Annotated in this window: 17 protein-coding genes; 6 read left to right on the plus strand and 11 right to left on the minus strand. The window is 49.1% G+C overall.

What is annotated here, in order from left to right; all coding sequences use genetic code 11:
- Nucleotide 1 precedes the first annotated feature (1 nt).
- The 11 genes from K2H17_RS01250 to K2H17_RS01300 form a co-directional block, all read right to left on the minus strand.
- Nucleotides 2-1669 carry a DUF6056 family protein gene (locus K2H17_RS01250; protein WP_300130448.1) on the minus strand — a complete coding sequence of 556 codons (1668 nt, stop codon included), beginning with the start codon at nt 1667-1669 and terminating at the stop codon, nt 2-4.
- Between the two features lie 110 nt (nt 1670-1779).
- A complete protein-coding gene (prmA, locus tag K2H17_RS01255; RefSeq protein WP_300130451.1) occupies nt 1780-2625 on the minus strand; it encodes a 50S ribosomal protein L11 methyltransferase in 846 nt (281 codons plus the stop codon).
- Nucleotides 2626-2666: 41 nt separating this feature from the next.
- The gene (locus K2H17_RS01260; RefSeq protein WP_300130453.1) at nt 2667-2945 is read right to left on the minus strand and encodes a hypothetical protein; all 279 of its coding nucleotides are present in this window, start codon (nt 2943-2945) and stop codon (nt 2667-2669) included.
- Nucleotides 2946-2963: 18 nt separating this feature from the next.
- Complete coding sequence (locus K2H17_RS01265) at nt 2964-3305, minus strand: hypothetical protein (protein WP_300130455.1); 342 nt, start codon at nt 3303-3305, stop codon at nt 2964-2966.
- 152 nt (nt 3306-3457) lie between these two features.
- Complete coding sequence (locus K2H17_RS01270; protein WP_300130458.1) at nt 3458-3655, minus strand: YtxH domain-containing protein; 198 nt, start codon at nt 3653-3655, stop codon at nt 3458-3460.
- A gap of 43 nt (nt 3656-3698) precedes the next feature.
- On the minus strand, nt 3699-3896 hold the full coding sequence (locus K2H17_RS01275; protein WP_300130460.1) for a YtxH domain-containing protein: 198 nt from the start codon (nt 3894-3896) through the stop codon (nt 3699-3701).
- Nucleotides 3897-4057: 161 nt separating this feature from the next.
- A complete protein-coding gene (locus K2H17_RS01280) occupies nt 4058-6319 on the minus strand; it encodes a cation:proton antiporter (protein ID WP_300130462.1) in 2262 nt (753 codons plus the stop codon).
- 41 nt (nt 6320-6360) lie between these two features.
- Nucleotides 6361-7077: an MgtC/SapB family protein gene (locus K2H17_RS01285; RefSeq protein WP_300130463.1), complete on the minus strand. Its 717-nt coding sequence runs from the start codon at nt 7075-7077 to the stop codon at nt 6361-6363.
- A gap of 65 nt (nt 7078-7142) precedes the next feature.
- Nucleotides 7143-8054: a hypothetical protein gene (locus K2H17_RS01290; RefSeq protein ID WP_300130465.1), complete on the minus strand. Its 912-nt coding sequence runs from the start codon at nt 8052-8054 to the stop codon at nt 7143-7145.
- A gap of 326 nt (nt 8055-8380) precedes the next feature.
- Complete coding sequence (locus K2H17_RS01295) at nt 8381-9748, minus strand: DUF5723 family protein (RefSeq protein ID WP_300130467.1); 1368 nt, start codon at nt 9746-9748, stop codon at nt 8381-8383.
- A 30-nt stretch (nt 9749-9778) separates the two neighbouring features.
- A complete protein-coding gene (locus K2H17_RS01300) occupies nt 9779-11572 on the minus strand; it encodes a hypothetical protein (protein ID WP_300130469.1) in 1794 nt (597 codons plus the stop codon).
- A gap of 755 nt (nt 11573-12327) precedes the next feature.
- Here K2H17_RS01300 and K2H17_RS01305 point away from each other — a divergent pair.
- From K2H17_RS01305 to K2H17_RS01330, 6 genes are all read left to right on the plus strand, one after another.
- A complete protein-coding gene (locus tag K2H17_RS01305; protein ID WP_300130472.1) occupies nt 12328-14670 on the plus strand; it encodes a BamA/TamA family outer membrane protein in 2343 nt (780 codons plus the stop codon).
- A 64-nt stretch (nt 14671-14734) separates the two neighbouring features.
- Complete coding sequence (locus K2H17_RS01310) at nt 14735-15409, plus strand: HAD family hydrolase (RefSeq protein WP_300130475.1); 675 nt, start codon at nt 14735-14737, stop codon at nt 15407-15409.
- A gap of 102 nt (nt 15410-15511) precedes the next feature.
- Nucleotides 15512-17656, plus strand: coding sequence for a HAMP domain-containing sensor histidine kinase (locus tag K2H17_RS01315; protein ID WP_300130477.1), 2145 nt, complete (start codon nt 15512-15514; stop codon nt 17654-17656).
- Between the two features lie 81 nt (nt 17657-17737).
- Entirely contained in the window at nt 17738-18787 is a 1050-nt protein-coding gene (locus tag K2H17_RS01320) for a bifunctional oligoribonuclease/PAP phosphatase NrnA (RefSeq protein WP_300130479.1), read from the plus strand.
- Complete coding sequence (locus K2H17_RS01325; protein WP_300130481.1) at nt 18784-19467, plus strand: DUF4827 family protein; 684 nt, start codon at nt 18784-18786, stop codon at nt 19465-19467. Before K2H17_RS01320 ends, K2H17_RS01325 begins: the two co-directional genes overlap by 4 nt.
- Before the next feature lie 8 nt (nt 19468-19475).
- A partial coding sequence (locus K2H17_RS01330) for a phosphoglucosamine mutase (protein ID WP_300130483.1) occupies nt 19476-20580 on the plus strand: 1105 nt, incomplete at its 3' end.

The following is a 20580-nucleotide window of genomic DNA, read 5'->3' on the forward strand; positions in this document are numbered from 1 at the left end:
ATCATTCGTTTCCTGTTATGGATTCAACAGAGCGCCACGATGTCTTAGGTATCATTTTAATGTCCGGATGAAGTTTAGATACTGACTTCATTGAATCAGACATGATGAAATCTGTGGTCCAAAATGAATTCGGAGTGAAAATTTTCTTTAGTTTAATCAAGAGATAAGGACATTCCTCCAATTTTACAGGTTTGAGATTTACACTGTATCGCTTATTAGCGGGAACCTCATCAGCCAAGGCCCAATAGTATTCATCACCTTCATAAAAAGGAGAATTGCCTGGCACTTTATTTTCAGGTATAAAGAATGTTTCAGGATTTTTCAGCACCTCCCAATCACGTTCATTCAACGCTATAAAAGGAACGTCTTTATCACGGCCATATTCCAGCTTCAATGTCCACCATATTGTTGATGCACTCCTATCCCATCTGTCTACAAACGGAACTACAACAGGTGATAACAATGGCTCTGACCGCTTAACTATTCCATCCATTGAATTGCGATAATCATCAATCATACGTAATTGAGACTGATAGATGCAATTATGAGCCCTGATAATTGCAACCTGATGGACAACCATAACGAAAAATAGTCCCACGGTCAGTCCAAGTTGGCAATTACTTTGGAATTTTACTTTTTTAGACCACAGATTTATTAATTTAAAGATCAATATGGCAGATATAAACTCAATTCCGTTATAGCTCCAAGATCCGCTATGAGCAATCAATCCAAAAACAACAGTCAATGCCCAAAGTCCCAGATCCCAACCTTCTGCATTAATCAATTGCCTGATGCTGTATTTTCCAAATATCACCATCACAACAACCAACAATAGAAGTAGCCAAAAAATCTTAATAGACAAAAACATCAACATTCCAATGCAGATATTCGTAATGAATGAAACTCCCATCCCTGAGACTCTGCAAAAATTACCTGGAGCTATGAATAATATAAATGTCCCGATCCATAATGAAAAAAATAATAGTTTTTGACTAACACCAATCTTCTTATAATTCGCTATGCAGTAAAAAAATGTAATACCCGACAAAGGTATCGAAAAACTTTCATGTGACCATCCTACTATAAATCCATATATAGGCAGACCTATTATATACAGAATGGATTGCTTTTTATCTATTATCTCCCTTAAATGCCTCCATATCAACAAATAGCCCAAAACCAATGCCATCGGATACAAATAGTTCAGACCAAACATCGGACGATAATAAGGCCCTGTCGGTGGAAAAAGATACAACCATGTGAATGATGCAAGCAACCATATCAAAGGCTTTTTTCTTAATCCGGGTGTTGCATAGCATACAAACAAGACAAGTGTCACAATCAACAATAACGGCGCAAATAAATGATACCATTTATATGTACCATAAAGTGCAAATATCTGCAATATTGTATGAACAATTGAACGCCCATTTGTATAATTATAGTGATTGATCTGAGACGTGAAAACATCTGACAAAGAATCCAATTTTTTTGAATAGTCATTATCAGGAGAACTGATATAATGTTCTCCAAGCGGATATTCATATGCCAAATCATCCCATATAGGAATGTAGTTAATACAACGGAAATATAAATCCACTCCGGTCAAAACAAGGATTATAGCGATAGCAACGATTTTTAAGTATTTGGTATTGTAGAATGTCGACATAGCAAAGACATATATCTAAACAACTTCCGAACAGGAAAGATTCTATTCAGAAGTTGTTCAAATTATTAATTAAATAGACTTCAGCAGTTAATGATTGGTTAATGATCGACTCAGAATATGCAAAGTTTCAGGCAGCACCAGCGGTTTAGTACTGTGTGGGATTTGTAGGTGAGGCCGAGGGGTTCGGCAGCGGCCATGATGACCGGAATGTCTTCTTCATAGAAACCGCTCAGAAGCATCGTGGCACCGGGAGCAAGCGTAGCCGCATAGGCTGCGATGTCGGCTGTAATGATATTGCGGTTGATATTGGCGATGAAGAGATTGACATCCTTTATCGGTTCAAGTTCCGCAGCGTCGCCAAGGTGAAGTTCGACAGTTTCCGTAGAATTCAGGCGCATGTTTTCGACAGCGTTTGTATAGGCGAACTCGTCAATCTCTACGGCATCCACCCTGCGCGCGCCACGCATGGTAGCAAGAATGGCAAGGATTCCTGTGCCTGTGCCCATGTCAACCACGTTAAGCCCCTGGAGATTCATTGCAAGCAACTGGCGGATGACAAGCGAGGTGGTGGCGTGATGGCCCGTTCCGAACGCCATCTTCGGATCTATGACGATGTCGTAGCGACATTCGGGAATATCTTTGTGGAACGAGCTGTGGATGACACACTGGTCATCAATCACAATCGGCTGGAAATAGTTCTTTTCCCATTCCTTGTTCCAGTCCTGGCCTTCAACGAGTTTCTGAGAAACGGCAAAGTCTGTTTCCATCGGGAAATCGGCCAAAAGTCCGTCAACCGCCTCACGGTCAAACAGCTCAGACTTTATATATGCAGTCAGGCCGGTCTCATCCGGCACAAAACTTTCAAACCCTGCTTGGGCAAGCAGGGCTGCGAGAATGTCAGTACGGATCTCGTCGCACGGTGTGGCGTCGAGACGCAGTTCTATGTAATCGTTCACTTCCGAGTGCTATTTTTAATATTTATAGTTTTGACAATGTGTTATTTACGACGCAGCCAACGCATCATCTTGAAAGCCTTGCTTCCGATACGGAATGTCACAAGGGCAATGTCAAGATAACTGAGTGTGCCAAGCACCTTCCCTATCATCCCTCCTGACTTTACGGGGTTAGCTTTTTTCAGACCGGTGAAGTTGCGTTTCAGGCGGTCACGGCTGATCTCGATGCGGGCGGCTGTATAGGCCCGCATGTAGCGGAGTTCGTCAAGAGTATAGCCCGTCCATTCGGGTTTTTCGTGAGGTAGTTCTTTTGTAGTGCTCATAATGGATCGGGAGGAATATCAGGGATTGAAAAATAAGCGTGAGACAAAGCGGGCGATCGGATTGATGATCAGCTGCTTTCTGAATGCGAATGCCAGAGCGAACAAAAGCACATAGAAGCCACACATTATAAAGTAGGCCCAGATCATGCCCACTCCGGTCGCTATGCAGCGCACAACGGCAAGAGAGAGGAAAAACATGATAAGCGAAGTCAGCACAAAAGCCAACAGCGAGAATGACAGCATCGTGAGAAGCATCGTGAGCTTTTCAGCCGCCGTCAGCTTGGCATAATCGATATTTAATTTCAGCGCCGACCGCAGTTCGGCCCAGATGGTGCTGAATTGGTTCTGTTTGTCAGGCATATCGGATGAAATGCGCGGAAATCCACACAATTTAATGAGGTGATGAATTCACGTTCCTCACCGCCCCGCGGAATATCTCTCAGCGGGAAGCGCGGGGCGGGTGAAGCCACGTGTATTTTTATGCCGGCATTATGTCGCGGCAACGAAACTGATCAGTCGTCGATCTCGGTTGTGAGCTGCTCGACAAGAGCATCAATCTCATTTTCAGAGCAAATGATGCCTTTTTTGCGAAGAAGGTCTGCGATACGTGCACGGATATCTTCTCCCTTTTCAGGAGCAAAAAGCACAGCCGCTCCGGCGCCTACAATCGCGCCGCCGATAAATGCATAGAGCAATGACAGATTTGACATAATTCTTTGGTTGGGGTGTTAACGGTGTTTTTACTGGGAATGATTATTTCTCAATTTCCTCGGCGATTTCGTCAGCCAGTTCCTCAAGCTTGCTCTTCTGGAGCTTTATGCCCTTGCTTTCAAGATACTTGACGATATTGCGACGAGTCTTTTCACCCTTTTCAGGAGCGAGGAGGAGACCAACAGTAGCGCCTGCGACAGCACCGCCGATAACTGAGAGAACAATGTTTAATGCTTTCATTTTTCTGTTTATTTAATTTGAGGGGTTATATTTCGATTTACACTTTTTAAACAAACGCAACGCAAGATGGTTCACAAGACAAGCTATTATTTTGCGCCGGTAATCGTTTCTCGCCTCTAAGTTACAATGTTTTCATCGAGTTTGCAAATTTAGGTGACTACTCAGCCCTCAATCTCGGCCAGACGTCTGACGGATCCGACCGCCCAGATGGTGTCTCCTTCAGCAAACACGATCGAGGGATCGGGCTGAAAATACTCGTCGCCACGCTGCACGGCAACGAGCAGCGATTCCCAGACGTTACGGAAGTTTGAGCTGACAATGGTCTTGCCGATCAGCGGAGATGTGGATTTGAGACGCACTCCGGTGAGTTTTATATCGTCAGCCGATGCGGCAGGCGCTTCATCGTCAGCAGCTTCGACAACCGGCAGAAGCCGCTGGATCTCCTCGTCAGTGCCGATCACTCCAAGGACATCGCCCGGAAACACCCGCTCTTCTGCACCGGGGACCATTATGAAATCACCGCCGCGCTGGATTGAAGAGACCGAGACTCCGAACCGGTTTCTAAGACCTGAATTTTTAAGCTGCTCGCCAACAAAGGGACATTTGTAGCCGACAGTCATATAGGCCAGGTGCATATTCGGCACAAGACGGTTTTTCGCGCCGCTGCGCCGCAGTTCACGCTCGTTGAGATTATCGATAAAACGCGATTCGATGCGGATCATGCGCCTGTGGGCCGATTTCGAGAACGAAAGGACAAGGATGAAGAACAGCCCCACCCCGATTGTCCATCCGACTTTCATCGAATAGATCGAGCTAAGCAGGTAGACAAGGATGATCATAGCGATGAGCAGACGCACGATTGTCATGACGATCAAAGGCACGTCATAACGCGCGTTGGCCGCAATCAGACGTTCGCGTTCGGTCTTTTTCGAGGCCGGATAGGTCATGGCAAGCAGGAAGGGCGACATGATCAGCAGCGAGACTACGGTTGCAAGCAGACGGCCCCAGTCAGGGAAGATTCCGACAAAGGTCGGCAGGATATAGTCCAGCGAGATGAGCGAGAGAGCGATCAGGACAATCGAATAGAGCACAACTCTCCAGAGATAGCGCTTGAAAAGCGACTGCCATAGCTGACGGGTTGCGCTTGCGGATGTTGTCGCCTCCTCGGTGTAGCGGTTTATCAGGAATTGCAGTCTGCGCGGAAGGTGCGACTCGACGAAACCGGCCGTCGGACCAGCCATCCGGATGAAATAAGGCGTGGTAAATGTTGTGACCACAGAGACGGCAACCACAATCGGATAGATCTGCGCGTCAAGGACACCGAGCGACATGCCGAGCGATGCGATGATGAATGCAAATTCACCGATCTGAGTGAGCGAGAAGCCCGACTCGATGGCCACACGCAATGTCTGGCCCGTGAGCAGCATTCCCGTGGTTCCGAAAAAGATCATTCCGCAGACAACGACCGCCGAAAGAATGAGAATCGGCAGCCAGTACTGCGCGATGATAGCCGGATCGACCATCATGCCGACTGAAATAAAGAATATCGAGCCAAAGAGATCTTTGACCGGAAGGGTGACACGCTCGATGCGCTCTGCAAAACTCGTTCCGGCCAGAATAGATCCCATCACAAAAGCGCCGAGCGCCAAGGAGAAGCCGCAGGCTACGGAAAAGACTGCCATGCCGAGGCAAAGCCCCATAGAAATTATGAGCAATGTCTCCGAATTCAGGAAGCGGCGCTGAGAGTTGAGCAATGACGGCAGGACAAACACTCCGACCACAAACCAGATGATCAGGAAGAAGGCAAGTTTGCTGACACTGTAAAGCATCTCCCCTCCCTCGACACTGTTGTTGATGGCGATCGACGACAGCACGACCATCATCAACACAGCGAAAAGGTCTTCGACGATCAGCACGGCAAACACCAGGGAAGCAAACTTCCTGTGGCGCAGGTTGAGATCGGTAAAAGCCTTTATTATAATGGTGGTCGATGACATCGACAGCATACCGCCGAGGAAGAGACTGTTGATATTTGAAAAGCCAAGCATGTGGCCGGCGGCAAAACCGGCTCCCATCATGCCGCAGACAATGAATAGCGCCGTCACCACGGCAGAACCTCCGGCATTGACCAGTTTTTTGAAACTGAACTCAAGGCCGAGGGAGAAAAGCAGGACAACGATACCCAGCTGCGCCCAGAACTCAATGTTGTCTTCGGTCGTTACGGACGGAAGATATTCAAAATTCGGACTGGCAAGAAACCCGGCCACAATGTAGCCGAGAACCACCGGCTGTTTCATCCACTTGAAAAGGAGGGTTGTCACCGCTCCGAGAATAAGAATGAAAGCCAGATCCCGGATCAGGCCTTCGACATTGAATGCCTCGGCAACCTGGGTTGCATTGGCGAGAATCAGATTCAGTAACATGCGTAAGAGTCGGAATGACGTTTTTAGGATTTCCTTTTCAATCAGCTCAGATCGGCCTGATTGGAAAGGGATATGGAGATCGTCGGATGCAGATCATGGAGAGCCGAGAAAACCTCGATGAAGTCAGAATGTTCGCGGATAAGGATCAGCAGATTGAGGCGTGTGGTCGAGTCTTCGTAATCATATTCGACATAGACGCGCGAAAGATGGATGTTATAACTGGCAAGCACATCGCGATAAGGCTCGATGGATTTCACGATGCCTTTGACTTTCAGCCTGATCGTCCGGGCTTCATTGCCTACGTTCACGCGGTGTTCGATCTGTTCGAGAATCGTGAGCACGAAAAGGACCAGCAAAGTGGCTACAAAGGCGATCAGATACAGACCGCAGCCGACGGCCATGCCGATGGTAGCAATGATCCATATTCCGGCGGCAGTTGTCAGTCCGCGGACAGAGCCTTTCATCTGAATGATTGTACCGGCGCCGAGAAAACCGATCCCGGACAGGACCTGCGCGGCAATACGGCTTGGATCGCCGCGCAGCAGTCCGACTGTTTCCTGACAGACATAGATTGAAAGCATCATGGCAATGCAGGCTCCCATCGAGATCAGCGAAAAGGTGCGCACTCCGGCCATCTGACCCTTGCGCTTGCGCTCGATGCCGATCAGACTGCCGAACAGGAGGCTGACCACTATACGGAGAATTGCCGTCAGCGGTGTCAGCTCCACATTATTTATTGATTGCCATAAGTGTTCCATCTGTCTTGGAGAGGGTTTGAGGGAAAAGATTATGAGGGTCAACAACAACCTCTAAACGCGTGCTGCTATTTTTTCAGCGTGTAGTGGCGCGAGCACAGGCGATAGCCGTCGGTGAAAAGCTCAACGGTATAGTCGCCGGGGGTGAGGGTGGTGTTCACGTCCCAATAGATGGTGATTCCAGAAATCTCGTCACCGGCATATTCGATGCTCTTGCGGGCGGTCGACGGAACCGAGCGGCCCTCAAACGGGAATGAACCTGCGCCGCCGAGCAACTGACCTTCAGGGTTGACGATGCGGAGATAGATCACCTTTTCGCCGACAGGAGTAGAATTGTTCTGAGGAATGGTGAATGTCACCATCAGCTGTTTTGCCTTGGTCACGTTCTTCTCTACCTTTCCGTTTTTCTTCAACGCTGTCAGAGTGACACCGGTAACATTGAGTTTCTCGGCAAGAGTCATGCGCTCGCTGAGGGTCTCGTTGCTGCGGGTCACTTCCTGCACCTGCGATGACAGGCGCTGGTTCTGATCCTTGATTTCCTGATTTTCGGCACGCAGACCTGCGTTTTCCTTGTTCAGAGAATCAATCTGGGCGATATAATGGCGCAGGAGACCCTTGAGTGTCGAGATCTCATTCTGAAGCTCATTGATACGGGCCTGAGATTTGACTTTCTCACTCTTCAGTTCCTTCATAAGTTCCTCGACCTTGGCCTTGGCCGCTGTGTATTTTGCAAGGATCGTGTCATTGGCCAGACGCTGGGCCTGGTCCTCATACTGCTGGAATTCAGCATTGAGCATATCGAACTCGTTGGAGAGCTGAAGCTGCTCGTTCTGGAGCTGAAGCTCCTCATTCTGAAGACGGGCTTCGTTGACCTCCGATTTGAGGGATGCCACCTGGGTGACTCCGAAACCTACGGCGATGAGCAAAAGAACTGCCAGGACTATGATCAGAATGATCATCGGCGACATTTTACCTTTCATACTGCTGTCGAATTTTTTTGAATATTTGTTCTGTTTAAGAGCGGCGGTCAGACACTCCGCTCAGATTTTACTTTCAGGCTAAAAAACGCCCTCTTAAGAATTGGCTATTGAAATTTTGCAAAATTACTAAACGTGCAGATAAAAAGCAAATCGGATCCGCCAAGCGGCAGTAATTTTTTCATCTGTCCCGATGGCGTTTTAATACCTCGTGAACCAATGTAGCAACAATCACACCTCAGGTCCACAAGCGGATAAAAATATCAGCCCCGGATATCTGTCGGGATATCCGGGGCTGACTGTCAGTTCTGTAAAAAAACGCCGTCAGATCAGAACGGGATGTTGATACCGAGATTTACGTTGGTATTGGAGTTGAGGGGCACACCCTGCTTGGCGGTCTTGCCTGGAGTGTGGTCAGATGCTACGAAAAGATTGAATCCGGATGTCTTGAGGTTGACGATCCAGCCGAACGACGGGCCGAAGGTACCCACGCCGAAGTTGACTCCGGCCGAGAAAAACTTGACAGGCTCCACGTTTGCCGACAGGCGGAAATCAGTCCAGGTAAAAGGACCGTTGACACGGGTGGTGTTGAGGAAACCGAATTTCGCACGACGATAGACCGGAAGGGTGTACTGAGCGCCGAGGTTTACGGTAGCGCCGATGCCGGAAGTGCGGCTACCGGTATCGCCGAGGTCTTCGAGCTGGTAGAGCATCGAAAGATTGTCCTTGAACTTATCCCATGTGTCGTTGTTGTCCACATTGAAAGAGTAGTCATCAGTAACTACCTGCTGCTTGCCGTTGGTTGATGCGACATGGTTGTTGTCCCATGAAATGAAACCGAGGTCAAGCACCGATGCAGAGAATTCCCAATCATCATTGAGTTTATAAACAGCACCGAGGTCAACAGCCATACCATAGCCGCTGATGGGAGAAAAATCTTCCACTTCCACACCGTTGACATAGTCGCGCTTGGTGTTTTCATTGTACTCGGTCTTGTATTTGAGATTCTTGAGACTTCCCTGGATCTCGGCATCGACATCGGCCACCCAGGTATCCTCACGCAACTGAAGTTTGGCGGAATTGATGTTGGTCTCAATAGAGCCTACACCGACAAGTAATTTCAGAGTTGCTCCGACACGGAGGTTCTTGTTGATCTGGCGGGAATGGCCCAAAGCGATCTCACCCCATGCGACACCGCGGACGTTGAGATCGGAAAGATCATATGTCGAATTCTCCACACCCTGCTTTGCCAGGCGGAAAATGTCTTTCGGAAGAGCGATGCCGACATCGGCACGGGCGCTTACGCTCACTGTGTTGTAGCCGCCAAAACCTTTGAAACCGAAAGCGAGCGCTGTCTCACGCAGGTTGACACCCAGACGGCTCTTGTCCTTCAGACCGTCGAGCACCTTCGAGGCACTGACTTCGGGGTTAAGGAATGTCGTTGTCTTGCCGTTGACATTATATAATATGTGGTTGACACCGATTGTTCCGTTGGTGGTTAGGTTCAGGTTGCCGAGTCCGGGCATAGCCACGAATCCGTGACCTTCATTGCCAAAAGCGGGGTTGGACTGGAAACGATAGAGATAATTGTCGTCAAAGTAGCCCGACTGAAGATTCTGGGCTGCGACACTTGCGGGAAGAAGGGCAATAACCGCAGCCATCCCCCATCCGGCTAAAGATTTTATATTGTGTATCATTTTTTACTGTGTTTTAAGGGTATGGTCGGGTTAAAGTTCATCAATATAGAAGCCTGAAACTGTCGCCTTGATACCGGCAAGCTTGATGGTTGCATCCGGACGGAGAGTGACATCGGCCTTGGTCACGGTAGCTGTCGCAAAGTAGCGCACACCGTCGAGGCGGGTGATTGTGCCGGTGCTTTCGAGAACCATAGGCATTGTCTCGCCGGCCTTGACTGTAACACTGCCGAAACTTACAGGTGTTCCGGTCTTGATATCCTTGCACTGGTTGCCGGCTTCATCCACCGGATAGCCTGAAAGAACGATATCAAAAGGCAGAGAGTTGGTCACGGAAGCATTCAGTTTGAGCTTTTGGATTGTAACCTTTTCAAGAGTTTCGTCGCTCCAGCCGTCGGTAACCTCGTCATAGACGATCTCCGAACCTACGCCAAGATTGAGCGGGGCATAGAAATGATATTCGCCTTCAAGTCGCTGAAGCGTCTGGGGTACGGCGAAACCGGTCACAGCACCGGGACCTACATGTGGATCATCGAAGGACACTTCGATTGTCGAAGGAAGTCCGTTGCCGCTGAGCACATTGCTGAGGCCATGATAAAGCACAGGAGTGGCGTTTTCAAATCCTGCGAAGTCACCTGCTGCCGAGGGGTCAGGAGCAAGACAGAATTTATAGGGGCCGACAATACCGGCGTTGTAGCCTATCTTTATCGACTGGCCGGCATCAAGCGAGAACTGATCGCGGCTACCGTTGTCACGGCAGGCGGTGAGAGTCAGACCGCTGTTCGCGTCAAGGCTGTAATCGGCAAGAGGATTGTTGATCGAAAGATAGAGCTGAGGGTTGGTCATTGTGATGTTGGTTCCCTCCTGACGCAGCAGATCAGGAAGATCGTTCAGCCGGACAGGATCAATGTTGAAGTCACTGATGCCGTAGCGGATGGTACCGTCAACAGCTTTGACAAGAATATCGGAGCCGACAGGTGCCAGGGTCAGAGATGTCTGGGTGGGAACAGATGTTACATTGCTGTTGGTCACAACGAGGACATAACCGCTCTCGACGCCGATGTTACCGTTGATTTTAAGTGTGCCGGGCTTCTCTCCATTCGGATCTGTGATAAATGAGAACTCCTGCGAAGTGAGACGAGTGAAATCAACCTCATCCACACGTATAGCGACATCATAAGTCATATGGCCGGCACTCAGATTGATGTCAGGAAGAGTGATGACGCCATTCTGTGAAGCATAGTCCGGAGTGTGGAGACCGGCGGGCAATTTCAAGCTGACATTGCGGAATGCTACTGATTTAAATACATTGCCGTTGTTGAGCACTGTAAGACGGATGTTTATGGTCCAGTCTACGGCAATCTTCGAAAGCTTACGGATGCTCTTGTCAACTGTGGCTGTCTGGTATGTGAACGAAGTGTTGAACCCGTCGATTTCATAAGTAAAACTCTGCTCACCGATGTTAAGCGGAGGGACTTCAACTCCGCCGCTTCCGCTGACAAGAGAGATTGTGGTAGAGGTAGCCGGAATGGTCGGGCGCGCCAGTGAAACAGCGTTTACTTTAAGTTCTTCCGATTTGAACTCGCCATCGACAAGCACTGCATAGATGCCGTTGACATCCTTGACTACACTGCCCTCGTCAAGATCAAAGACATTCGAAAGGGTTATTTCATCAAGATTAACCGGAACGACAAGATTGTTCACCTTGATCTCGGCAGTTGTGTCGATATCCGAAAGGTCGTAATTATCGTCGACACACGCAGCCAATGGCAGACATGCCACTGCGACAGCCGTCAACGACAGTCGTGAAAATGATTTGTGGTACATATTATTAAAAGTGTCTAAAAAAGATTGGCATATAAAAATGTATGAATCCGGCAACCTGCAAGCCCGTTTTTTTCAGTCAACTAACAGCCTGAAGTGATAAAAACAGATCCTATTGTGTGCGTTCTAAGCCTAAAATAAAGATCTATTGTCAAAAAATATCCACATACATAGCCCATAAAACGGAAAATTCCAGGGAGAGGTTTAACAAAGTCACTGCAAAAATACAAATTTTTGCAGTGACTAACAAATTTTAATTGAAGTTTTAGATACTGTTTAAATTTATATGACCTGGATTTTTGAGAGAGTGTGTGTTAATGACTGATGTTTTTTGTTGCGCTGAAGATGCGGCGCAGTTTTTACTTTCATAACACTCCTGCTCATATCTTGCCAGTTGTTCAGCAAAGTCACCTAATATTATCCATAATTATATGATCGACACAATTAGTAACGCGAGAGACAGAATAACAATAAGAGCAATAGCGATACCCCAAAACCACTTGGCGGTATCAGGAGAGGTGGCTAAATCTTTAAGACTGCCGAATATGTCTTCAAGCAGGCTAAGTAAAACAAATGTATCAAAATAGCTCATAACGTATGAATTAGGCAACAAATTTACTGAGAATAATATACAAACAGACATCTCAGACTATGTTTCACAGCATATTGCAGGCCCGACCGGTTCAACTGCGATTTTATTCGATTTTGAGACATCTGCTTGGTTATTTGACAGCGGAAATGTAACTTTGCATATTAATATGCGTAGAAAACCGCAAATTCTGATCATCGTATTGTCACTGTGTGCTCTTATCTTCATGTGGAGTTGCAGTGCGACGCGTCATGTTCCTGCCGGAAAATACATGCTTGATGATGTCAGCATCAAGATCTCAGGCGACAAAGAAGTCACGAGCCACGACCTTGTCAATTATCTGAAACAATCACCCAACCATGAAGTGTTGGGGTTCTGGAAACTCCAGCTTGGGACATATAACCTTTCAGGCAAAGACACGACCAAATGGTACAACCGTTGGGTGAGACGCATGGGACAGCCTCCTGTCATCTATTCCCAGTCGCTGACCGATGCCTCGGCCAGACAACTGCAACTTGCCCTTGTCAACCGTGGCTATCTCGAAGCTAAGGTTGTGGCCGACACCCTGATGTTCCCGACCGAAAAAAAAATCAAGGTAAACTACATGGTCTCCACCGGTGAGCCGCGACGCATAGCATCCATCAGCCATGAAATTCCCGACACGGCCGTCAGACGGATAATCATGAGCGACTCGGCTCAGTTCACAATCCGTCCCGGCGACCGATTCGACCGCGACAATCTTGACTCGGAAAGGGCTCTGATCACCCAGCGCCTGCGAGAACACGGATACTATTCTTTCTCCAAAGAGTATATTACATTCTATGCCGACACATCCGAATTCAACAAAGATGTCGATCTGACCCTCACGGTCAGAGCACCGCGCACACAGGGAGCTATACGGCAGGCAACCGACAGCGCCACGAACCACCACGTATATTATATAAACCGCATAATCTTTGCAACCGACGGTGCGAATGCCACTGCGATTGGAGAGCTGAAAGGCGACACTGTCAGCTACAAGGATATCACAGTGATCTATGGCCGCGACCATTACCTCACACCAGGCGCATTGCATCAGAAATGCTTCATCACACCGGGCAGTATCTACAAGGCCTCGGAAGTCGACCGCACCTATGAGGCCCTTGCCCGTTTAGGAATCCTCAAGTCCATAAACATCGAACTTGTTCCTGCCAAGACTGAAAACGGACGCAAAGAACTTGATGCCTACATCCTGCTTTCAAGAAACAAAAAACAGTCGATAACATTCGACGTCGAAGGGACTAACTCTGAAGGCGATCTTGGCTTCGGTCTCGGAGCCACATATCAGCACCGCAATCTTGCAAAAGGCTCTCAGCTCCTGACTGCCCGTCTGCGCATGAACTATGAAAGTCTTTCAGGCAAATTCAACGGCCTGATCAACAACAGATACACGGAGTATGCCGGAGAAGTTGGCATCACATTCCCGAAATTCGAGTTCCCGTTCGCATCTCAGCGTGTAAGGCAGCGGCTCAACGTTGACACTGAGTTCGCCCTCTCGTTCAACTATCAGGAACGCCCGGAATATACGCGCATCATTGCAGGCGCCGCCTGGAAATACAAATGGGTCAACCGCAACAACACCCGTCGCCACAATTTCGACCTTATCGACATAAACTATGTCTATCTTCCTGAAAGAACCCTTGACTTCCTTGACCAGATAGCCCCTGACAACCCGCTTTTGCGTTACAGCTACGAAGACCACTTCATCATGAGCATGGCTTACCGTTATTACTTCACAAATAAACGGATTCCATCGTCTCTGTTGCGCAAATACACCTTACAGCCGATGATCTACACGGTCCGCACATCAATCGAGACCGCCGGCAATCTGCTCTACGCTATTTCAGACCTCTCCGACAGAAAACGCCATAACGGCGCCTATAACATCTTCGGTATAAACTATTCGCAATATGTCAAAGGCGAAGTAGACTATTCACTAACCCGCAATTTCAATCAGCGGCACTCACTGGCATTCCATGTCGGCGCCGGAATCGGCATCCCTTACGGCAACTCGACAGTGCTCCCATTCGAAAAACGCTTCTATGCGGGCGGCGCAAACGGAGTCAGAGGCTGGGGTGTCAGGACATTAGGCCCTGGATGTTACAACTCACGCAACTCCGTGTCAAACTTCATCAACCAGTGCGGTGACATCCGGCTGGACCTCAGCCTCGAATACAGGGCAAAACTCTTCTGGGTCATCGAAGGCGGTGTCTTCGCCGACGCGGGAAACATCTGGACAATCAAAAATTACGAAAACCAGCCGGGCGGCATATTCCACTTCGACACATTCTGGAAACAGATAGCCGCAGCCTACGGACTCGGCCTGCGTTTCGACTTCACCTACTTCCTTCTGCGCCTTGACCTCGGTCTGAAAGCCCACAACCCGGCTGCCGGTCAGGAACGATGGCCGATCATACATCCGGACTGGCACCGCGACGCCACTTTCCATTTCGCCGTCGGCTATCCGTTCTGACAACAGGCCCGCAGGCTCTCCACCATCAGCAACCTTTGTATACACCCTTTTAAATCGCCTCATAATGAAACAGCTTGTTATCTTCGATCTTGACGGAACTCTGCTCGACACCATTTCGGATCTCGGATCCGCGACAAACCATGCGCTCAGAGCTTTCGGATATCCCGAACATAATCTCGCATCATATACAAAATTTGTCGGCAACGGCATCACACGCCTCATCGAGCGCTCACTGCCGGAAGACGACAAGACTCCTGAAACCGTGGCAAAAGTCCGCGAAAAATTCACCGAGTATTACAACGAGCACAAGACAGATCTCACACGTCCTTACCCCGGAATTCCGGAACTGCTGAAAGAGCTCGGCGCAATGGGCGTGAAAATGGCTGTGGCCTCCAACAAGTACCAGTCGGCTGTCGTCTCGCTCGTCAGACACTATTTCCCTGATGTGGACTGGAAGGCTGTCGAGGGAAACAAAGAGGGTGTACCGACAAAACCGGACCCCTCGATCGTCTTCGAGATTCTGTCCAAATGCCCGACGCGCAAATCAAAGGTCCTCTACGTCGGAGATTCAGGTGTAGACATGGAAACCGCCCGCAGAGCCTGCGTTGACTCATGCGGAGTCAGCTGGGGCTTCCGTTCGGTGAAAGAACTGCGCGACCATCACGCCGACAATATCGTCGATTCTCCGGACGAAATCATCACCGTCGTAAAGCGTCCGGGGCTTGAACTTGATGTCTGAATCACACAAAAACGGAAGGACATCTGAATTTCAGACTCCAGAAAGCCAAAAACGCTCCTCTGAGCCAGGTGTTTACAACTCAAATTCTACTGATCTACCATCATGAACACAAAAGGAATATTGCTCGGATGTCTGTTCCTGCTTACGACAGCCACAAACACCGTAGCGACAGAAAAAACATCCGAGGAAATCGCAGATTCGCTGTACAGTAATCTGTCAGAAGCCTCAACACCGACAGACTCCCTGAGGATCATGGAAAATCTCTTTGATGTCCTGCCTCGCGGAGAAGGGTCTTTATTGGGTCTTGAAATTTTCGATGTGGCAAACCGCGCGGGAGACAGCAGCGCTGCGCTCAACATCCTACGTCAGCTTGCCAACCGCTACATCCGCAACGACTCAATGCTCATGGAGCTTTACAACAAGACCCTCTATTTTCATGATGGCCCCTCACCGACAGAAGACAGTCCCTATCGGGCCAACACCGATGAATTGAAAGAAACTCGAACCTTTCTGAAACTGACCCGCAACATCCATAGAGCCAACCACGCCGACGACAACAAACGCAACGAGCTTCTTCAGGAACTCATCCACACCTATACGATGGACCAGCCCGCCGATCTTTATGACAGGATCGTATTGCTGCATGCAATCTGCACCTTGCTCGGACATACAAGCTCAGAAGCATTGCTCTCTCGCTATCTTGACAAACTCGGCTCTCTGATCCAGGAACTCCCGTCATCCGCAATCTCGCTCCATAATGCCTATTACGTACACGCGGCTCTCATATATAGTTCCACATCCCAGTTCGAAAAGTCTTATCAAGCCGATCTGAAAACACTGGAAGCAATAAAGACACTGGAAAAACAATACCGGGAAAGAGGCCGCAGATTCCGCAACTATGATGCCAACCGATATATCATCTATCAGCGGATCCTCTCAAACTACACAAAACTCTCCGCCCCGGAAATAGAGAAATACTATAAGCTGACCCAACAGCTCGTCAGCAAGGATTCCACTGTCTGTCAGACCAACAGCACCTTCCCCGGCCCGCAGATATACTACAACATGGCCCATAAGAATTACCGTAAGGCCTTGGACTACATAAACGGATGTATTGACACCCCCTATATCGCCGAGAACTCCAGCCGGCTGATGTCACTGCTCAGACATCAGATTGAATGTGCACAGGCCACCGGAGACAAGCAGACTCAGCTCCAGGCTTCACTGAAATATAACCGGATGCTTGAAGACTATCTCAGCGATCGCCTTGACGAAAAATATAAAGAGCTCCAGGTCATCTATGACACATACGAGATCCGCAACAACTATGACAAACTCCGGTTGGAAAAGCAGAACTCCGAAGCCGAAAACATGAAGACCATCGTGACGACTGCCGCCATTGCGATTCTGATATTGCTGGTTTTCATCGCAATCCTCTTCAGACTCTACCGCAAAAACCGCGAACTGGTCCGGACTCTTGACAAAAGCAACAAAGCACTGCGGGCTGAAAGCATCCATCTTGAGAAATCAAAAACAGATCTGCTGAAAGCGCGTGATCAGGCTCAGAAAGCGAACTACATGAAAACCGACTTCATCAAAAACATGAGCTATGAAGTCAAAGCACCCCTGAAAGCCATTAACGAATACTGCAAGCTGATCACCGACTGTTCAGACGCCTCAAATAAAAAATATCTCGAACGCTTCTCGTCATTGGTCGAACTGAACAGCGAATTGCTTTCAACGATAATCAACGATGTGCTCCACATTTCTGAAATCGACAGTGACTCGGTTCCGGTCCACAACCGGTCTGTCGAACTGCGGCCGCTCTGCACAATGGTCCTTGACGGAGTGCGCCACAGGCTCAGTCCGGGGGTGGCTCTGATGTTTGACGCCGCATCGCCTGACATAAGTCTTTTCACCGATCCTCAGCGCGTCCATCAGATCCTGCTCAACCTGCTCACCAATGCAGCCAAATTCACCAGCAAGGGAAGCATCACTCTCGCTTACAGAGTTGACAACGAAAAGGAAACCGTCATCTTCAGCGTCACAGACACCGGCATCGGCATCAAGGATGAAAAAAGAGAAGTGATATTCGAGCGCTTTGTAAAACTCGACAAGGAGACCCAGGGCGCAGGTCTCGGTCTGACAATCTCACGCCTGCTGGCGAGAATCCTCGGAGGCGACGTTGTACTTGACAAAAGCTACACACGAGGCTCACGCTTCCTGCTGATATTACCGAAAAAATAAGCTCCTGAAAAGCCAATAAATAATAATTAGTTTTTTTGCACGACTGAAAATCCACGACTTTTTTGTAATTTTGCAGTCATTATGGCAGAAACAAAGAGACACTCACGCTTTCTCACAGAGCTTGATCCGGCGATTGTCGACCGGGTCAAACAACTTGTGCTGGCATCACGCAACATCGTCATCACCTGCCATGTCAGTCCTGACGGAGATGCCTTGGGATCATCATGCGCGCTTTGTTTTGTGCTCAAAGCCCTTGGCAAGAACGCCAATGTAGTTACCGCCGACTGCGCCCCGCGCAGCCTCCAGTTCCTGCCGGGAGTCCGTGACATTACAGCCGCGACACGCAACGGCGACCGCGCACACGAACTGATCGCCGCCGCCGACCTCATATTTTGCCTTGATTTCAACGACATCGAAAGAGTTGACAGACTCTCAGACGCCATCCTGAAATCTACGGCAAAAAAAGTCGTCATTGACCATCACCTTGAGCCACGCATTGACAGCGAGATAATCATTTCGCGACCGGAGGTGTCGTCCACCTCTGCCCTGCTCTACATTTTTCTCTGGCAGGCCGGATGGACACGCTATCTCAACCGCAATTCAGCTGCCTGCATCTACACAGGCATGATGACCGACACCGGAAACTTCTCCTACAATTCAAACGATCCTGACCTCTATCTGATCATCCATGACCTGATGCGCAAGGGGATCGACAAGGACAATCTCTACAAACTCGTGATGAACACGTCATCCGAGTCGAGAATCCGCATCATGGGCTTCGCCCAGTACCGGATGGAGATTCTTGACCGGCATCGCGCCGCAGTCATAATGCTCAGCGAGGAGGAACTGAAAGAATTCGGCTACTCAAAAGGAGACACCGAAGGCCTGGTCAACGTCCCGCTATCGATTCCGGAAATCACCTATTCCGTATTTCTGCGTGAAGATGCCAAAGACTGCGTGAAAGTCTCGATGCGAAGCAAAGGTGACTTTTCAGTGAGCCGAATCTGCGAAGAGCACTTCGGAGGCGGAGGACACACCAACGCAGCCGGCGGCGAATTCAAAGGCCCGCTCGGACAGGCTCTCCAGAAATTACTTGAAATCATTCCAACATACGATAAATATCTTCAATGAAAAAATTAATTTTCCCAATATTCACACTTCTCGCACTGGCTTTTCTGACAAGTTCATGCGACGATTCGAAGAGCTACGCAGAACTTCTCGCTGATGAAAACTACGCGGTCAACGACTTTCTGGTACGCCACCATGTGGTCGACTATGTACCCTCAGACTCCGTGTTCATCACCCGCCGGGAGATTGCCGAAAAGATATTCGAAGAATCAGGGAAGGAAGCTGCCGATGAAACAGCTTATGAGCAGGCCCTCGTGGAGATCATGGCCGACCTTGAAAAAGACCCGGCCAAAGATGCCCCCTACTACCGCATTGACGATGAATCAAACGTCTACATGCAGGTGATCTCAGTCGGCACTGACGAAAAACCCAAGAAAGATGACCGGGTTTATTTCCGCTTCACACGCTACAATCTGTTCTACTACGTGGTAGGTGCAGACAATTCGCTCATCGGATCCGGCAACGCCGACTCGATGAACTCACAGTCGACATTCTTCCTGTTTGAAAACACAAGCGTGAGCGAATCGACCCAATACGGAACCGGCATCCAGTTGCCGCTTCGCTTCCTCGGCTACAACTCAAAGGTAAACATCGTTGTCAAGTCGCAGGCCGGTCCGGAAAGCGACATGTCATACGTAGTCCCCTACCTTTACACCATCACTTATTATAAATCAATGATCTAATAGCACTCATGTCACTCATCAAGAGCATCTCAGGAATCCGCGGTACAATTGGAGGAGCTCCCGGCACCGGCCTCTCCCCACTTGATATTGTCAAATTCACTGCCGCCTACGCAACATTCATAGCAGCAAACACCAGCCGCCAGAACCGCACCATCGTTGTCGGTCGCGACGCACGTCTTAGCGGCAAAATGGTCAATGACATCGTTGTCGGAACTCTGACAGCAATGGGCTTCGACGTCATCAACATCGGTCCGGCCTCGACTCCCACTACTGAAATAGCGGTTGTAGCTGAAAAAGCATGCGGCGGTATCATCCTCACTGCAAGCCACAACCCCAAGCAGTGGAACGCGCTCAAACTTCTCAATGAAAACGGCGAATTCCTTAACGATGCCCAGGGCAAAGAAGTGCTCCGCATCGCCGAAGAGGAAGCCTATACTTTCGCTGAAGTCGATGACCTCGGCCACGAATATACCAACAACACCTACAACCTGCGTCATATCGAACAGGTTCTCGCCCTCGACCTTGTCGATGTCGAAGCTATCCGCAAAGCAGACTTCACAGTCGCCGTCGATGCAGTCAATTCAGTCGGTGGCGTTGTCATCCCCCAGCTTCTGCGCGCGCTCGGCGTAAAGAACATCATCGAACTCAACTGCGAGCCCAACGGCAAGTTCGCCCATACTCCGGAACCCATTCCCCAGAACCTGACTGAAATTTCAGGTCTCATGGCCAAAGGTGTGGCTGATGTAGGCTTTGTTGTCGATCCTGACGTAGACCGTCTTGCCATTGTTATGGAAAACGGCGAAATGTTTGTCGAGGAATACACCCTTGTATCCATCGCGGACTATGTGCTCGCCCACACTCCCGGCTCTACCGTCTCCAACCTCAGCTCTTCGAGAGCTTTACGCGATGTGACACACCGCCACGGCTGCGAATACTCAGCAGCGGCAGTCGGCGAGGTCAACGTGACCACCAAGATGAAAGAAACCGGCGCCGTGATCGGCGGCGAAGGCAACGGCGGAGTGATCTATCCGGCTGCCCACTATGGCCGTGATGCTCTTGTAGGCGTAGCGCTCTTCCTCACTCTTCTTGCCAAAAGCGGCAAAAAAGTAAGCG

It is taken from the genome of Duncaniella sp. (genome assembly GCF_029054785.1).
GTDB lineage: Bacteria > Bacteroidota > Bacteroidia > Bacteroidales > Muribaculaceae > Duncaniella.